Here is a 19479-nt window from a genome sequence, read left to right as displayed (position 1 = left end):
GTTAGCCTAAAATGGTAACAACTAGAAATCTTTTCTAGTTAATAATGACAAGGCGTTTGTACGCATTATTTTTTGTAATTGGATTTCACTTAACCCAGAATTTAAATACTTTTTCACCAAAGCTTCATAGTTGCCACATACTGGCCAATCTGAACCAAATAGAACTTTATCAATGATTTCGGGGTTTTCCTGTACCATATTTGACACCACATCTACAGGGACCAATGCCGTATCTACAAACGCATTGGGATACTCTGTGATGACTTCGACCGCTTCTTGATACCAATGAGGTTTACCTGCATGGCAAAATACAACAGCAAGATCAGGGTATGTTTCTAGAATTGGAATGAAGTCAGCCGGGTTACAATACTTTTGTTCCGTGTCTTTTTGCGCAGTAAAGCCTGTATGAAACATGATCACTAGGCTCTTTTCTTCACAAAGCCTATAGATTTCCATCATTTCGCTACTTAATGCATCGAAATCGTGATCTGCTGGGTAAAACTTAAAACCTCTTACACCAACTTCTATACTTTTATGAAATTCTGCAACAGTGTCCTTATGAAAGTTAGGGTTAATACTGCCAAACGGCAATAAACTATCATTACCGTCACAGCGAGTTGCAATCATCTCACTCGTAATAGAATAATTTGTACCCGGTCCACATTCCGCTAAAATAATCCCTGTACTCACGCCTGCGTTATCAAGGTATTTTGACATCGCATTACCATTGGAAAATAGCTCAGTCACTTCGGCCCCAGGCTCTAAAGGTATTTTTTGAATTAAACCCTGAATATCCTCTCGCAATAGCGGAAAGTCTCCAACGTGGATATGAAAGTCTATAATGTTATTCATGGTATTTCCTTTTATATTTATTTATAAACTACCGATTATTATGTGCCTGTCAGTGCCCGTTTCTATTAACTCAATATGAGAGAAACCAGCTTGAAGCAAGAGAGATTCATACTGTGCAAAGCTGCGATGACCACCTTCTGTATGCAACATCATGTTTAAATGCATAACTGCCGTTGAGTAATCACTTCCCTTTACGTCAAAGAGTCGCTCTAAGATAAACACCTTGCCCTGCTTTAATTTAGATAACGATATTTTAATTTTTGATAAAATGGTGATAGCTGAAGCGTCGTTCCAATTCGATAAAACATTACTCAGCATGTAGTTATTTCCTTGTGGTAAAGGATCTTCAAAAAAGTTACCACTTTTAAACTTGATATGATGAAACTCCACCGTTTTATCGCAGTACTTTTTAAACTCAGGAGCGACTTCTGGAAGGTCAAAAATCGTCACAGTACTGGCTTTCTTTGCCGTAATGAGCATGCTCGCCATAGCCCCAGCACCGCCACCAACATCCACAACTGAACCTAACTTCTCAGGTAAAAATGAAACAAGAGGTTTGCCAGAGCAGTGACTCAACTCCCACATTGCAGCCGCGAAACTGTAACTTTTATCACCGTTATAAATATCATCATAAGGGGATTCAGGAGCGCTCTGATGCGTGAGTAACCCCTCTAATTTATGTATTGCTTGTCTTCCTTGATCACAAACAAATTGAGTAAAATTACCCAAGTAACGTATATTTCCTTTTTCAAAATACGGCTGATAATACGTTGTAATAGCAAAACCATCATTTTGTTCATTCAAGATATTGAGAGATTGAAGTGTTAACAACATGCGCTGTAATGCTTCGGGTTCCAATGATTGCTGTTTTGCTAATTGCTCTGCAGAAGAACCAGGCGCTAGTACCAATTGTTCAAATATCTGATACTTAAAACATAATGAAAAAATTTCAGTCACAACATAGCCATATAGATGCTTGTCGTATCCTTCGAGACTATTCAAACCTGTCATTTACTTGCCTACCTTATCCAAACTATGTAGTTAATTCACCAAGGTAAACTTGAACAACTGTAAAAGTGAGATATTACATCAAGTTATTGGCGCAATTTTATATAAAGAGCGGCGCGTATCCATCGGAGTACAGTGCCATACTCTGATACAATCAGCCAACCTACCTTTCATCTTTTTATCGTCCAATTGAAACTTTCTTCTAATACATCTGGCTTATTTTACTATTTCAATTGAACACTTTCCGACCAGATTAACATGTTAATACAATTAATTTCAAGTTAACATTTAAGCAATCAATCACACTTAAATGTTACATTGAAACTTTTTACTTTTGAGCATTATCCGAGAACAATTTTGATAATCACACGCCCACTTCATATCAAATAATGCAGACTTAGTTACACGCTAGATTCCACTTTTATGACCACTAATATTGACCATATCAGCCATCGCTACTACAACTTTTCTAGTACCTGAAAATTCATCTCTACCATGCGCAATCACCCTATTATCTACCATTACTACATCGCCTTTTTGCCAGTCAAAACGCACTGCACAGGCTTCATATGAAGCTGCAATTTGTTGCATTTGTTCATCTGAAATATTAGTACCATCACCAAATGTGACATTTCTGGGTAACCTATCCATGCCTAATAGCTCTACTAAAACGGCTTTAACTTGTGGTTCAAGGCAAAAAGGATGGTGTAACTGAACTTGATTAAAAAAGCTATACTCTCCAGTTGGTAACGCCAACAACCCTTGCGTATTATACTCGGTACGAATTGTGCCTCCCTCTTCAAGGCTAACAGTTAGACCAAAGCGATCACATATCGACTTTACTTCATCTATGCTGCTAGTTTTAAAGTAATCTTGCCAACTAACATCGAACCCTTCTGAGAAGTTTCTGATGTATCGTAGCCCTTTATCCGCAAAGTCCTGCTGTATTGCCTTTGGCAACGCTTGATACATCGCACGGCAATCAACCAAGGGTGTACAACCTCCACATTCGGCGGGCTGCTCGCAAAAGAAGAATTGCTTCGTCGGCCATATTCCGGTGTTTGAACTTTCATTATGGAAAAGTATCTTCATGTTGTTAGGGTACGGTGTGGACTTATATATTTTATTACCTACTTCTTTTTTTGGAAGATCGCCATAGTTACCGTACAAATCAGGGCAAATTGCCGCTGAAAACGCCTCAAACTGCTCTGGTGTATCGAGATTAAACCCTCTAAAAACCAACGCTGCATGCTGCTCTAGTTCGGTTAAAATAGTTTGACGATGTGTTGAAGCCCATTCAGCTGGATCTTCTATATTAAGTCCTGAGATAAAAATGGGGCTGGTCACTCCCTTGCCAGAAAGACTTGACACCGACATCTTGATAAACGTCTCTACCTGCGGTTGTTCTGTTATAGTACATTCCATTATGGTCTCCTTGATTTACGCCATACCGACGAGTACTTTTCTCGCACCTTCATAAGGTTGACGTCCATGAGTAAAACGTAAATTGTCTACTAATAAAACATCCCCTTTTAGCCAAGAGAAATGAAACATTTCCTGATCATAGATTTCACGAATTTTAGCCAAGTCCTTTTCGGGGATCTCTGTACCATCACCAAAATACGTATTTCTCGGTAGCCCTTCATTTCCAAACATAGATAAAAAGCTTTGTTTCGTTTCAGGATCTAAGCTAGATACATGAAATAAATGTGCTTGATTGAACCATACTTTAAAGCCATGTAATGGATGCTCAATAGCTGATTGATTAACTTGTTTGGTTCTTAGTTCATCACCACGCCACTCAAATTCAAATCCATTCTCATTGCAAAACTTTTCGACATCTTCTTTTTTATCTGTTTGAAATACTTCCGTCCAAGGTAAATCAATATCACTATAGTTACGAACGTACATTATCTTTTTAGCTTCGAATTGTGATCGAATAGATTCGGGAATTTTGTCATAAACAGCACGACTATCAGCGAGCGGAGTTGCGCCCCCTTCTGGCGCCGGCAGCATACAGAAAAAGCCTAGCTTTGAAGGCCACTTGTTAGCGTAAGAGCATTCATTATGTTGTGGGATAACCTCATCATGATGATATTCCGTTGCCGTATAAACATTTCCCCTCAGCTCAGTCCTTGGTGTCGATCGGTATTGATAAGATGCAAGTTCGCTATCAAACAAAGTGCTTAGTAATTGACCAAACTGTTTGCTACTAACGACTTTCAATCCTCGTATTAATAAAATACCGTGTTCATCCAATAATTGATTAATCTGTGCCTTATACTCAGCGGCCCAGTCGACAGATTTCATACCTGACGTGTCAACCTCTAATAAGATCTTACGATTATGTACCTCAGGAAGTGGCTTTGTCTCTAACATCACTTTATTACTCCTTCAATTTTATTCTTTTCGTGCCTAAGACTGCGTTTTATCACATTAGTAATTTCTACTACTGTCTTACCCTCTAATAAACTTGCGTGTGTAGCGTCAAACTCGAAAATGCGCGCTTTGTTTGAAAAGGCAGTCGCGACTTTGCTGTTACAGAGTTGTTCTTTGTCTGTGTTCATCGCTTTAAATACGGCTACTTCTGCATCTAACGATTTACTGATTGCCGGAGCCATCGCTAAACCTCGACCTAAATCAACACCAAATTGTAAAGCAGCATTAAGTTCGGTGCGTGTCATTGGAAAATCTGGTAGATCTGTGAAAACAGACTCTGTAATAGCAGCCATGAGTTCGTCATAGGCATACTCATTTGCATCGCCTAGCTTACTGACTATTCCTCTATCAACATAACGCGCACTATTCAGTAAATATTCCTTGTCTGTTTTTACTGACCGTGCCACCCCCACAGGTGCCGCATCAAGTAAACCAAGGTATGCCACATGTTCTCCTCGTTCCTGTAACAACGATGCAATTAAATGAGCGAGTGTCCCTCCAGCCGACCAGCCAATTATTCTATATGGTCCTTGCTTTTGGGTTTGCAGGATATGTTGTACATATAGCTCAGCGAGTTGCTGCGCAGAATTAAAACGATAGTCTGATGAGTAATTATAAGGTGCTTGTAACCCGAGTAATTGGTAATCTGGGTGTAATTGTTCAGCCAGTTGACGATAATTATCAACACGTCCGCCGTAAGGGTGCACGGCAAAAATGATTTCATTTGCCGTCTGGCTCAATGTCACAACAGATCCTGGAAGCTGAGGTTCACTGTGTGCTTCTAGTAAAGAAACCACCCCCGCAATTGTGTCTATTTTCGCCATCTGCTGCGCTGTTATTTTGATGCCTACCTTTTTAAACTGGCCAATCACCAAAATCATTTTTAGTGAATCTCCCCCCAATTCATAAAAGTTATCATTTGTTCCTATCGTTTTAGCATCACATCCCAGATATTGAGCCCATATCTGTGCTATTTGTTGCTCTAGTTGAGTTTCAGCTAACTGCCTTTTTTCATTCTTTTGAATGCTAGGTAGCGCCCCTTTATCAATTTTGCCATTCGCTTTTAGAGGTACCTCTTCTATTGGTACGATAAAACTTGGCACCATATGCTCTGGTAGCCATTGGTGCAACAACTGAGTTAATTCAAGTTGTCGCTTGTTATTATCAGTATTCTCTCGAAGTTTGACATAGGCGACTAAACTTCCTTCTGCATTTAGCAAAGCAACAGCCACATCGACATTTGACGAACGTAATAATGTCGATTCCACCTCCTCCAATTCAACTCGAAACCCTCGTACCTTCACTTGATTATCTTTGCGTCCGATGTACACCAATTCACCGGCTTCATTCCTATACACTAAATCACCCGTTGCATAACGACGTGCCAATGATGATGTTGCAAATGGATCGGGTGTAAACACCGCTTTTGTTAATGTCGGTTGTGCTATATAACCTTGGCTAACACCTACTCCCGATAAAAAAAGTTCACCGACAATACCATCTGGAACTAAATGGCCATCCTCATCAACAACACAGGCCTGCATGCCTGCAATTGGCCTACCTATCGGGATAGGTGCTGCTTGTGCATTTGCAATTGTGTAAGTACATGCGCCAATTGTTGTTTCAGTTGGGCCATAATGATTGATGACCGTGATACCTTTACCCACAAGGTCTGAAATCGCGCGTTGCGCATCTGCCTGTATGGTTTCTCCGCCAACAAATACATGAGATAGAGAAACTAATTCTCCTTCATAATGTACTAACAAAGCTGCGAGTAGACTTGGCGTAGTTTTTAAAACATTAATACCTCGAGTATTAATGTGACTCGTAAACGCTTCACCACTTTTTATTAACTCATCACTGGTAATATCTAAGCTGCCGGCAGTGGCCAGCGACAAAAATAAACTGGTGTAGCCCAAATCTGTGGCAAAGGAAGTTAACATGACGTATTTTGCATGCTCAGTAATATAATGACGCGATAAAATACCTTGAACATAATGACTTATATTTCCATGACTCACAGCGACACCTTTGGGATTACCAGTGGTCCCTGAAGTGTAAATGATATAGGCTGTATCACTTTCTGATGGTATCATGTCATACGTATGTTCTTGTTGACGTAGCTCTCCTAAATGTACCGCTTTAATTGACCCTGTGGGGCTATTTGCCGTACTTCTGTCAGTTACAATCACACAGAGTTTAGCATCATTAGCGATGTATTCTATTCGCTGAACTGGCCACGCTTTTTCCAATGGTACAAATGCAGCTCCAACTCTAAAAGTCGCAAGTATCGTCGCCAAAAAGTATGTGCTTTTTTCAAGGCATATACCAACTTTACTTCCTTTCACGATTCCATTGGTAGTCAACAAATGAGCAATATCGTTAGCCGTGTCATTCAGCTGACGATACGTCGTACTTTGTCCATCACAAAATACCGCTTCCAAACAAGGGTGAGCCGCTATCTGCTGATTAACTGTCTCGACAAAACTAGGCAACATAGATGTTTGCCGGTCATAACCACTGCGAGTCAGTAGTACCTCCTTCTGCGCCGGTGATAGCCAGCACAGTTCAGCGACAGGCTCATCAGAGCCCACGGCCATTGCTTGTAATATTTCAGACAAAGCAGTACTTAACTGCTCAATACCGTATTGAGAGTAATAGTTACTATGGTATTCAAGCTTCACCTTAAGCACGTCGCTGTGCGATGCAATTAGAGACAAAGGAAAATTATTACCTTGCTGAGACTCTATATTTTTAACTTGCAAACCTTGTGATTTTTTACTCTCAGGTTCAGTCAATGATCTAGGATAATTTTCAAAAACAAATAAGCTATCAAATAAACCTTGCTGAGTATGTTCCTGTGATAATTTTTGTATTTTCGATAACGGATAATAACTAAATTCATCTCTGTCGATATAACCTTGTTGGAGCTGAGTAAGCAATTCACAGACGCTTGCCTTGCCATCAACAGTAACGACCGCTGGAATCGTATTAATAAACAACCCAACCATAGACTCGACTCCTTCTAAGTCCGCGGGGCGCCCAGAAACCGTCGTACCAAACGTCACCGTTTCAGTGCGGTTTGCACGGCTAAGCAAAATAGCCCACGCAGCCTGAAGTACAACATTTAACGTTGTTCTCGTTTGCTTTGCTAAATGTGTTAAAGCCTCAGTTTGTGATTGCGACAAGACCAAATACTCTCTGGCTACCTCTGGCGCTTTTTCTAACCTACGAGAAAATGGCAGGACACTCCGCTGCGATATGGAGCCTACTTGAGCTTGCCAAAATTGCTCTGCTTTTGCGTAATCTTTACTTTGTAACCATTTTATATAGTGCTTGTATGGCGTAACTCGGGGTAACTTAGGTTCTACATCACAGCTTATAGCTTGATAAATCGCCATGAGTTCAGAAAAAACAATACCGGAGCACCAACCATCAATAAGAGCATGATGCTGGGTCCAAAGTAATCGATAATGATTAACGCCTAAGTGCCATACAGTGACCCTAACGAGGGGTGGTTGCGCTAAATTAAATCCAGCAACCTTATCTTCTGAGCGCATTTGATTCATGAGTGTTTGCTGTTCAGCATCATCTAAATTGCTCAAATCTAACTCTTGCCATGGCAATATTACCTGGGGAGACACCACTTGGTTCATCGCTCCTAATTCAGATGCCATGAAACCTGTGCGAAAAATGTCGTATCTATCAATTATTGCTTGCCATGCCGCTCGTAGATGAATTAAATCGACCTCACCTTCAATGTCCATTACTAGCTGATTAGCATAAGCAGAACGCTCTAAATTACTGTGAAATAACATTCCCTCTTGCATAGGTGTTGCGGCGTAAATATCTTGTACTGTTATATCTCGCGTCCAACACTTAACTTCATCAGGCGCTAAAATTGCGAGAGGAAAATCTGATGGAGTGAATACTCCTATATCAAGCTCACAACAGTGAGCAACAATTTCTTCAAGGCTCGTAACAATCAGTTGATTCAACCGCTCTAATGCTGAACGGTCATAGTTTTTCTTGTCGTAGCTTAAAGTGAATTGCAATTGCTCAGCAAGAATTTTACCGTTGAAATTTAGCCCATGTATCAGCTTTCTCTTCGCACTTATCGCTTGCCCAGTTCCTTCTTCAACACCGAATAATGTCGAAGTATCATTAATTACCTGCTTAAACTGGCCTAAATAGTTAAATACAACTTCTGAATGAACACTTTCCGCCTCTATAAGGTGCCCTGCTTCACGTAACAAGCCAAAGCCAATTCCTTTATTTGGTATCGCTCTATATTGCTCTTTGACTGCACAAATTAATGCTTCTAAACTATCGTTCGATGCCTTTAAAGTCAGTGGGAACGTTGTTGTGAACCAACCAAGCGTACGGCTTAAATCGTAGTCACTACTCAGCTCTTCTCGACCATGACCTTCTAAATCAAGGCGCAAATTCGAATGCCCAGACCAGAGACTAAAACCACGTACTAGCGCTGCTAACAATAGTTCGTTTATTTGCGTGCGATAAGGTATATTCGCTTTTTGCAGCAATTGCTCTGTAATACTTTGACTTAATGCAAATTGTAAAGTACCCACATACTCAGCACTGATAAAAGCTTGCGCTTGCTTTGCTTCACTGTAAGTAGGCACATCATGCGTGAGACTCGAGCGCCAGTATGCAATCTCTTCATCTCTTGAGGCTGCATTAGGCCAACGATTTAAGTATTCACACCACTGCTGATATGAATTTGTTTTTAAACCCAGTGATAACTCGGTCTGCACATCGGTTAAGTTAACTTGCGTCAAGCAATGTTCAAAGTCTTCTAATAATATCCGCCACGAAACACCATCAATAATTAGATGATGGCACACAATAAAGAGCCGCTGTTGATTTGATTGACGAAACAATACCAACCGAAATAGAGGCCCAGCTGTAATATCTAAACTTTGTTGTATCTCTTGTACTAAATCTGGAATATGCGAAAAGTCATTAACGTCAATTTGGCTCAACACTTGATCAATATCGAACTCGGATAACGCACTAAACTCCCCATACCATTTTTCACCGTCTTGTTTAAAATGTAAGCGCAGCGCATCGTGCTGCGCAACTAGTGTTGCTATCACTTGCGTTAAGAACCCCATCGTCAGGGGAGTATGACATCCTAGCATCACCGCTTGGTTAAAGTGGTGTAAATCAGTCTTATCAGCAAAGAACGTCTGATGAATCGGCAACAATGGTAATTGTCCTTCACTTGCCTGTTGTGACACGTGGTGTGTTTTTGTCGTCGATAAGTGCACCGCCAATGCTTGTATTGTTTGATGTGAAAATAACTGTTTAACTGAAAAGTGTAATCCTGCTCTAGCAGCTCGTGATACTAACTGTATTGACAAAATTGAGTCTCCCCCAAGCTCAAAAAAATTACTGGTTACACTGAGTTTATCTTTTGGTAAGCCAAGTAACTGAGCATAAATCTCCGTCAATACTTCTTCTTGCGCGTTACTTGGGGCTTGATATGTCTCTTGATAAGTCAACACGTCGATTTCAGGCAATGCCTGCTTATCAATTTTTCCACTATTTGTCATTGGATATGCTTCTAATACTGCAAACCCTGCGGGGATCATATAATCTGGTAATTGCGATTTCAGGGCACGTTTTAAAGACTGTATAAGTTCGTTGCTCGACAGGCCGGCTGTTTTATTTGCAATGATATAAGCAAGTAACTTCTTTTGTCCTGCAGAAGGTGATTTAACGATTACTTCAGCAGCCGTAACACCACTATTTGCAAGTAACTTCTGTTTTATTTCCCCTAATTCAACGCGAAAGCCTTTGATACTCACCTGATCATCACTTCGTCCAAAGTACTCAAATTCGCCTTGTATATTTTGGCGAACAATATCACCAGTAAAATACCATGTTCCTAGACCAAGTGGACTTTCCACAAAGCGCTGCTGAGTGAGTTCGGGGTTATTTAAATAACCCAACGCAAGTCCTTCACCCGCAATGACTAATTCTCCAATAAAGCCTGGTGGTAATAGTTGTCCATCTGGACTCAATACATACATGTGTGTTTTATCAATAGGTTTGCCTATTGTAATGGCTTGCTGAGGACATAACTTAGCAATACTCGCGCAAACCGTAGACTCCGTGGGTCCATATGCATTGTACATCGGATAGTGCTTTGCCCATTGATTCGATAAACTTTCATCACATGCTTCCCCCCCAACCAATAATGCCTCAAAGTGATAATCGTCATGCCTAGGCAAATGACGCAAAAATGCCGGTGGGAGTAAAGTATGTGTGATTTGCTGCTGTTGAATAAATTTGGCAAGTAGCATTGGCTCAGTTTTACTTTGCTCCGTGCAAAAATACAAAGTTCCCCCATTTAACAATGCCCATTGCCACTCCATAATAAAGGCGTCAAAACTGATTGTTGCAAACTGTAATATCTTACTGCATGTACTTATTCCAAATCGCTCCCCCATGTATAACCCAAACTGTAGTGCACTGCGATGTGAGATCTCGACGCCTTTAGGGTTGCCTGTGGAACCGGAGGTATAAATGACATAACACGCCATTTGGTCGCTTTGTTCATAATTAGGAACAAACCCTTGTGTCACGTAGTGACTTAGTATCTCCCTATAACATACCTCATCAACACACAGCGATCTCACGTAAGCGCCATCACTTAACTTAAGATCAAAAGGCTCTGAAGTGACCACTAATGATACGCCTGCATCTTCAATAATATATTTAAGCCGCGTCTCTGGTAGGGTTGGTGACACTGGTAAATATGCAGCGCCCAGCTTCATTATACCCAGTATACTTGCGATCAAATACTCATCCCTTGCCATCATGACAGCAACTACGTCTCCGCTTTTGACGCCAAGTTCTTGCAAATGCAAAGCCATGCAAGTTGCAATATGTTCTAGTTGTTCATAATTTATCGTTTTACTCGGTGTCACTACAGCTGTTTCAGACGCTAAGCGTTGGGCCAAAGCACTAAAATGAAGGTGAACCTGATCACTTAGTGGGTGTATTTCACAAAGCTGTTCGGGTGCCTTTACTATCGATGCAAGCTGCACGTCACTCAACATATTTATCTGACTTAATGATTGGCTAGTATCGATGCAGGTGAGTAAAGAAGCCCATGCACATTCCATATACTCGGCAAATTGAGTAATCGTGTCTGAGTTAAAAATCTCACTATTGTAGACCCAATTGATTTGTCCGCCTTTATCATTGAGCGTCACATTTATGTCTATATCAAATTTTGCGACCACATCTTTATGCTCAACTGCTGCAAGGTGAATACCAGGCAACGATAATCTTGGCGAGTCACCATTACTGGTACTCAAGAGTATTTGAAACAACGGAGTGTACTGACCACTTCTTGACGTTACACAGTGCTCTACAACTTGTTCAAAAGGGACATCTTGGTTAGATTGTGCATCTAAATTCACCGTTTTAATATGCTCTAGGAACGCATCAATACTATCAGCGCTGATACTCGCTTTTAATACAAGCGTGTTAACGAAAAAACCAACAACATTTTGCAACTCCGATTTCATACGATTTGCTGCTGGCATACCGATGATAAATTCAGATTGGTTACTACAACGACTCATAACCAATGTAAGCACCGCATGCACTAACATAAATGGCGTCAGCCCTTGACGCTTTGCAAAGGCAAGTGCTTTTGAACTGAAGGCAGAATCAAGAGTTCGCAATAACCGCTCACCTTGGAAGTTTTTAAACTCCGGCCTAGGATTGTCTAGAGGGAGATTATGCACAGCCGGTACATCTTCTAATTGACATTGCCAAAATTTAACTTGCTGCTGTAATGCATGCTCATCCAAATGCTCTTGTTGCCACAAAGAAAAATCACCATATTGGATTTCAGGCTCAGTAACGGATACCTCCACTTGATTAACAAGCGCTTGATATTCAGCTACAAATTCTCGTGTTACTATCTCCATTGACCAGCCATCAGACGCAATATGATGCATACTAAAAAGTAATACACCATGTGCTTGACCTCCTTGCCTCGGCAAAGAGATATAACTAGCCCGAATCATAAGGTCACATCTTAAATCAAATGGCTTAGAGCATTCTTGATGGGTTAATTCCTCGACTAAATTCACTTGGTCAACCTCATTGATTTGGCTGTGATCGAGTATTTTAATCGTAAATTTAGCGTCTGCTTTCACACGCTGGACTGGGCCGATATCAGATTCGCTATAGACGGTTCTCAACACTTCGTGACGACGAATAATTTGTTCAAGTGCCGTTTCTGCAATCGCGAGATCAAAATTGCCAGTAATAGTAAAACCACCGGAAATGTTATACTCAGAACCCTGATCCGAGAGCTTATCTAAAAACCACAATCGCTTTTGAGCAAATGATAGAGGGAGCGTGTCGACCTCTTCTGGACGTCGGGCTATTTTCCGCTGTTTATTAGCCAACTTTTGCTGGCGTTTTTTCTGTGCCAACTTTTTAACTAGCTCTGCTCGTTTTCGGTTTTTCTCTGTCAATAAAGGTGTGTTGTCAATATCCATTTTTATTATACCTACTTTTGTTATTCACCGAACCTGCGTAATTACGCGATTTAGTCCTTTGTCTTATTCGTCACAAAGCTCTTGATATAGCTTTTCTATTTCTTCATCGGTCATATCTGCTAATTCAGCTTCTGCCGATGCTAACTCGTCGTCATCGAATTTAAGCTGCTCATCAATTTGATGAGCTAAATCACGAAGTACCGGCGCATTGAAAATTGCTTTTATAGACAAGTCAATGTGGAAGGTTTCGTTAATTTTGGTAACAACTTGCACGGCCAATAATGAATGCCCCCCTAGTTCGAAAAACTCAGCAGTAACACTGATTTCCTCGACATTTAAGTGCAATAATTCGGCCCAAATTCTAGCAACTTCTATTTGAGTATTATTGTCAGGTGCTATGTACTCACCAACCAATGTTGCCAAGTTTGGTTTGGGTAAGGCTTGTCTATCCACTTTGCCATTACGGTTAACTGGAATATGCGCGATGTCAGTGATGGCGTTAGGCTGCATATAAGCAGGTAATGTCCGCAAAAGTTGTGACTTTATCTGAGAAATAAGCGTACTAACCGTTTGACCATCTCGCACACACACATACGCTATGAGGATTTTACTGCCTTCTGGCGCTTCCCATACCTTCGCCACACAATCAAGCACATCTGGATGGTGTTGGATCTGTTGCTCAATTTCATTGAGCTCAACACGATAACCACGAATTTTCACCTGATTATCTTTTCGGCCAATAAATTCTAAATTGCCACGGTTGTTATAACGTACAATGTCGCCAGTTTTATATAAACGCTCTTGATGGCCCGTAAACAATGACGACTCAATAAAGCTTGCAGTGGTTAAGCTTGCATTATTTACATAACCTCTGGCTAACCCTTGACCACCAATATACAACTCACCTTCGCACCCTTGTGGCACTAAATGTCCACTCTGGTCAAGTACATAGAGATTCACATGCCCAGCTGCACGACCGATTGGAGCCACTCGATATTGGTCATCAGCATCAATTTCATAGTAACTACTCCAAACCGTTGCTTCTGTCGGCCCATATTCATTGTAAAAACGAGCCGCTTTGCTCCAGTCACTATTGAAATGCAGCTGTTGTAAATCACGTTCAACACCTTCACCACCGGTGATCACTGTGCCTAAGCAACTCGGAGCACTCGCGAATAAGTTGGCATACTGTAACAATGAACGGTACATTGTCGGCAAAATCGCTAAATGCGTAATATCATGCTCCATGAGGTAACCATAGATCGTCGAAATATCCACGACGTCACTATCCTTAACAATATGCAGCTCTCCGCCTTGGGCTATCACGCCAAAAATCCCCAACAAGCAGGAATCGAAGTAAATAGAAGACAATGATAGAAACCGCCCGGCAGGTTCACGGTAAGCCTCTAAACGACTTTGTGTTGATGCTATGATTTGCTGATGCTCAATCTGGACACCTTTTGGCTCACCACTAGATCCAGATGTGTACATAATATAAGCTAGATTCGTAATCTGTTCGTTGAGGATAGGGTTAGTTATCTCATACTGCGTCACTGCCTGATGCGTTTCTTGGGCATCAAGATAGCTTATCGCTTCTATACCTTCTTGGCTGAGTACCGATTCAAATTGCTCATGACTCAAAACCAACTTAAGTTTAGTGTTATTAATAATAAAGGCTCTACGGCCTGCTGGCTGCTCTGGATCCAATGGGGTAAATATCAAACCTGCTTTGGCAATCGCATACATTGCTATAACCATATCACTGCTGCGCTCCATACAAACCCCTACTGCACTCTGTGTTGGCAATCCTAGGTTTAATAAGTAGTGTGAAAGTTGATTCACAGCATGGTTGAGCGCTTGATAGCTATAACGAGCTTCATCGCATACCAGTGCAATAGCTTGTGGGCTCTGTTCTGCTTGATATTCCAACATATGATGGATTTGACTAAATTGTTGTGGTTTCGATAATTTTCCACAACTGCGTGCCATTAAAGCTTCGCGCTCTGCATAGTCCAATAAGCTAATATCACTTAGCTTAACGTCAGGTTTTTTAACGACCTGATCCAAAATCCGACTAAAGTAAATTGAAAACTTATTAATTGTACTTTCATCGAACAATGCAACATCATACGTCCAATTAATACTTATGTGCCCGGGCGCAAACATAACGCCTAAATTAAGGTCCGTTTTAGCAACGACCTCAGTGTCTTCCAACGGAGAAAACGCTATGCCCTCTATTTGTTTCACTTCTTGACCAAGGTTATTCATATTTAACACTATTTGGACCAAGGGTGTGTGACTGGCAGTACGCAGCACTTTGCATTGATCAACAAGTTGCTCAAAAGGGACATCTTGGTGCGCGTGAGCGTTCAAGTTCACCTCTCGCACATGACTTAGAAAATCATCAAAACAGCGATGTTGAACCTGCGTACGCAATATTAGCGTATTAACAAATAAACCAATCAACGACTCTGTTTTTACATCAGTGCGATTTGCAATAGGACATCCAATAACAATGTCTTGCTGATTGCTCAGCTTACTCACTAACAATGCCAAAGACGCATGAAGTAACATGTACATAGATACTTCATGTTGTTGTGCAACATTTTGTAATTTTAACACCAACTCTGAGGGCAGCTTTGAGGTAAACACAGCACCTAACTGCTTGCGATTTTCTGGACGCGCTCTATCCAGTGGCAAGCTGTGAATACTCGGTACATCTTGCAATTGAGACCGCCAAAACGCCAGCTGTTCTGATAAATAGTTATCGTTCAAACGTTGCCGTTGATGGTATGCAAAATCGCTATATTGAATTGTCAGCGCAGGTAATTCAGGCGTTCCGCCAATTTTAAACGAATCATAACATTGAACAAACTCACGCATGAGAATCCCCAATGACCAAGCATCAGCTGCGATATGATGGAGATTAAAGAGCAATATACCATCGTGCGGGGCGACATTAATAAAATGAATATTAAATGGAGGCCGTTCATCCAACTTAAATATAGCTTGGTAAAAATCATTCAGTTGTCTATTAATACTTGCCTGTTTCTCATCCCCTTCAAAGCAGCTGAGGTCTGAAATGCCAATGTCTATTTGAAAATCACGACACACCTCTTGATACGCATTTTGACCATCGAACTTATATCGCGTCTGTAAGATATTATGACGCTGAACCAAATAATTGAGCACTTGAGTAGCAACTTCTAAGTCAAACGCACCTTTAACCTTAAACGCCAACGGCATATTATATTGATTACTCGGACTAACCTGTTCCACGAACCATAATCGCTGCTGCGCATAACTTAACGGGATCACTTCACCTTTTGACACTTGGGTGTATTCATGTGAAAGTGACTCAACGTGGGCTTCAATATAGCGCGCCAACTGCTGAATGTTGTTATTTTCAAATACCGCTTTTAGCGCTATTGTTCGCCCAAATACAGCATCTATTTGGCTCACTAAACGGGTTGCTAATAATGAATGCCCTCCCAACGAAAAGAAGTTATCCGTCGTACTGATCTCTACAACGTTCAGTAGCTCCTGCCAAATAACGAGTAATTTTTCTTCAATAACGTTACTTGGCACAGCATGACTAGCGCCACTTTGATAACTTGGTTCAGGCAATGCGCTATGCTGTAATTTGCCATTAACTGATAATGGCCATTTTGTCACCGTCACAAAATATGCTGGGACCATATATTCTGGTAAGGTATCAATTAAATTTAATTTTATTTCATCGATGCGTTGCGTACTCAATACGTGGTCACCAATATTTAAATACGCAACCAACTGAATGTGCCCTTGTTGGTCGTGTTTCGCTAACACTATTGCGTCCATTACATCCGGCGCTTGGCGTAGCGCTTGTGAAATTTCGTTCACTTCAATCCGATAACCTCGGATTTTTACCTGGTTATCTTTCCGACCAAGGTAAGTCATGCTGCCGTCAACCGAGTGCTTTCCTAAGTCACCGGTGCGATAAGCCTGTTCGCCTAAATAACGCGTAAATACAGTGGCACTGTGCTCTGGACGATTTAAGTACCCTGCAGCTACGTTTTCACCCACAACAAGCAGCTCTCCCACCGCACCTACAGGAACAGGCTGATTTTGTTTATCAACTAAGAAAACTCGGTTATTTGTGATAGCTGTACCGAGCGAAATTCTGCCATTGGCGACATCGTCACGCACATTACTATAGAGCACATCAGACATGACTTCCGTTGAACCATATAGATTATAAAAATCAACATTAGTCAGCCATTGTGTAGACTCCAATGCAAGATCGAGCGTCAAAGCTTCGCCACTGATAAACCAATATCTCAGGTTTGATAATACGGATTTATACTTTGATGACGCATTAACTAAACTGTGTAAATGAGAAGGGGTCGTCACAATACGAGAAATATTGAACTGTCCAATTGCATTAACAAATAAGTTTGCATCTTTGACCTGCTCACGCCTTAGCAAAACAACAGGGCGCATTGCAGCCAACGCGGTATAAAACTCCCACATGCCACGAATAAATGCCATCGAAGTCATCATGACTGACACTTCATCCACCGACATAGGAAAGCGTGTCAGCATCCAATGTACCCGATTTACAGCGGATCTATGTGTACCGCGTACACCCTTAGGTTTGCCTGTCGAGCCTGATGTATAAATAATATGAGCGATATCATCACCCGTTATGTTTATATTTGGGTTATCGCTGCAACTGTCATTCAATCGCCGAGTATGAGATGGATCTGCCAGATTAAATTTTGATTGGCTAAAACATGACGAAAGCAAGCTACCATCATGTAGTAACAGGACAATATTTGCATCTTCAGCCTGCAACTGTAGCCGTGCAATAGGAAGCTCAGTAGACATTGGCACCAAAGTTGCCCCTGCTTTAAGAGTAGCTAACATGGCGACTATCCGTAATGCACTGCGTTGACAATAAATACCTATCGTTTGTCCTTTTGACACTGACTTCTCATTAATAAGGTAATATGCCAGAATGTTTGCTTTTTTATTCAGTTGCTCAAAACTCACGCGTTGCTCACTTGTGATAAGCTCAGGTAACCTTGTATGCTGAGTCAACCCTTGTTCAAACAACGCATGAATGGTATTTGTTGGCATTGCTTCTTTTTGAATAACACGGCACACATCTGCCGCTTGTGACCAGTTAAATTGGGCAATAGTCAATTCTGGTTGGGCCGCAACTTGCAAAAGCAATGCATGAAACTCTTGAGCCAATGACTTAATTGTATCGTCACTAAATAGCGCCGCGTTGTAGGCAAATACATACTTAAGCCCAGATGTTGACTCTCTTAAATACAAAGTAATATCATATTTACTGTCTAATTCATGTTGCTCACCAAACCCACTGACCCTGAGCTCTGATTGTGAGCTTGGTACACTCTCGTTATTCCCCATGTTAATAAACAGCTGAAAAACGGGTGCATGGGTTAATGATCTATCTGGGTTTAAATGCTCAACTAATAATTCAAATGGCACGTCGCTATGAGTATGAATATCCATATGAGTGCATTTCATACGTTGCAGCAGTTCAATAAAGCGTTCAGAACCATCATACTGCGTGCGAATAACCAATGTATTTAAAAATAACCCTATTAAATTGTGACATGATTTATGATTGCGGTTCACCGCCGGCATCCCCATAACCACATCTTGCTCATTACTAAAGCGCCCCACAGTCACTGCAAATGCAGTTTGCAACAACATAAATACCGTACAGCTTTGCTGATGAGCTATTTTTTTTAACTGCTCGAATTGCGATAATACTAAAGTGCCATCAACCCGCGCACCACTAAACTCCCCTTGCTCTCGGCCTTGATCTAAAGGAATGCTATGCAATGGTGGAGCGCCATCTAAATGCGCTAACCAAAAATCCAGTCCATTTTCAAGCTTATCTCCTTTTAAGTAATTTCTTTGCCAATTTGCATAGTCAATATATTGAACAGGTAAGGGGGCAATGTTTGGTGTATAAGAACCACTAATCGCATCATAGTACGTAATCAAGTCTTGTAACAAAATAGAAAGAGACCAGCCATCAGATGCAATGTGATGAACAACCAAAGATAAGACATGATCATTTGATTCTAGCTGTATTAACTGGGCTCTAAGCATAGAATCTTGAGTTAAATTAAATGGCTGCTTTGCTTGTTTTGCAACTTGAATGTTTGCCATGTTGATCTTTTCTTGTTCACTGCCGGTGATCTTTACCACTGGTAATATGACTGAAGACTCCGACAATACAATTTGTTGTGGTTTTCCTGCAGAGTCCTGCCGATAAACGGACCGCAATACTTCATGTCGAGCAAGTACGGCATCAAGGGATTGTTTCAGTACTGCAATATCTAAATCACCGCGTATACGCACGGCCATTGGCATATTAAATTGAGAACTTTGCTGGGCAACTAACTGCTCAATGAACCAAAGCCTCTGCTGGGCGTATGATAACGCGAACGCTTTTATATTGCGTTCTACTGGGATGATCTGCATATTGCCATCGGCTGGGGTTGTTTGCGTAATATAAGTTGCTAAACGGCGAATGCTGGCATGCTCAAATAGCTGCTTAATCCCTAATTGCTGACTAAAGCGGACATTCACTTCACTCATGATTTTA

General features: G+C 41.1%; 6 protein-coding genes. All 6 read right to left on the bottom strand.

Annotation, left to right across the window (positions count from 1 at the left end):
• Positions 1-21 precede the first annotated feature (21 nt).
• The 6 genes from J8L97_RS17870 to J8L97_RS17845 all read right to left on the bottom strand — a co-directional run bounded on the left by J8L97_RS17870 (position 22) and on the right by J8L97_RS17845 (position 19472).
• Positions 22-852 carry an amidohydrolase family protein gene (locus tag J8L97_RS17870; RefSeq protein ID WP_211051885.1) on the bottom strand — a complete coding sequence of 277 codons (831 nt, stop codon included), beginning with the start codon at positions 850-852 and terminating at the stop codon, positions 22-24.
• A gap of 21 nt (positions 853-873) precedes the next feature.
• On the bottom strand, positions 874-1863 hold the full coding sequence (locus J8L97_RS17865) for a methyltransferase (RefSeq protein WP_211051884.1): 990 nt from the start codon (positions 1861-1863) through the stop codon (positions 874-876).
• A gap of 405 nt (positions 1864-2268) precedes the next feature.
• Complete coding sequence (locus J8L97_RS17860; RefSeq protein ID WP_211051883.1) at positions 2269-3285, bottom strand: TauD/TfdA family dioxygenase; 1017 nt, start codon at positions 3283-3285, stop codon at positions 2269-2271.
• A gap of 15 nt (positions 3286-3300) precedes the next feature.
• Positions 3301-4239, bottom strand: coding sequence for a TauD/TfdA family dioxygenase (locus J8L97_RS17855; RefSeq protein ID WP_211051882.1), 939 nt, complete (start codon positions 4237-4239; stop codon positions 3301-3303).
• Positions 4239-12848: a non-ribosomal peptide synthetase gene (locus J8L97_RS17850; RefSeq protein WP_211051881.1), complete on the bottom strand. Its 8610-nt coding sequence runs from the start codon at positions 12846-12848 to the stop codon at positions 4239-4241. Before J8L97_RS17850 ends, J8L97_RS17855 begins: the two co-directional genes overlap by 1 nt.
• A gap of 63 nt (positions 12849-12911) precedes the next feature.
• Positions 12912-19472 carry a non-ribosomal peptide synthetase gene (locus J8L97_RS17845; protein WP_211051880.1) on the bottom strand — a complete coding sequence of 2187 codons (6561 nt, stop codon included), beginning with the start codon at positions 19470-19472 and terminating at the stop codon, positions 12912-12914.
• Between the last annotated feature and the right edge of the window lie 7 nt (positions 19473-19479).

Source organism: Pseudoalteromonas sp. MMG012 (assembly GCF_018100875.1).
Taxonomy (GTDB): domain Bacteria; phylum Pseudomonadota; class Gammaproteobacteria; order Enterobacterales; family Alteromonadaceae; genus Pseudoalteromonas; species Pseudoalteromonas aurantia.
The sequence above is the reverse complement of the archived record's forward strand: the minus strand, read 5'-3'. Positions and strand labels throughout refer to the sequence as shown.

Bases quoted from the DNA above. Each gene is read 5' to 3' on its own strand.
- J8L97_RS17870 (WP_211051885.1), bottom strand. From the start codon at position 852: ATGAATAACATTATAGACTTTCATATCCACGTTGGAGACTTTCCGCTA.
- J8L97_RS17865 (WP_211051884.1), bottom strand. From the start codon at position 1,863: ATGACAGGTTTGAATAGTCTCGAAGGATACGACAAGCATCTATATGGC.
- J8L97_RS17860 (WP_211051883.1), bottom strand. From the start codon at position 3,285: ATGGAATGTACTATAACAGAACAACCGCAGGTAGAGACGTTTATCAAG.
- J8L97_RS17855 (WP_211051882.1), bottom strand. From the start codon at position 4,239: ATGTTAGAGACAAAGCCACTTCCTGAGGTACATAATCGTAAGATCTTA.
- J8L97_RS17850 (WP_211051881.1), bottom strand. From the start codon at position 12,848: ATGGATATTGACAACACACCTTTATTGACAGAGAAAAACCGAAAACGA.
- J8L97_RS17845 (WP_211051880.1), bottom strand. From the start codon at position 19,472: ATGAGTGAAGTGAATGTCCGCTTTAGTCAGCAATTAGGGATTAAGCAG.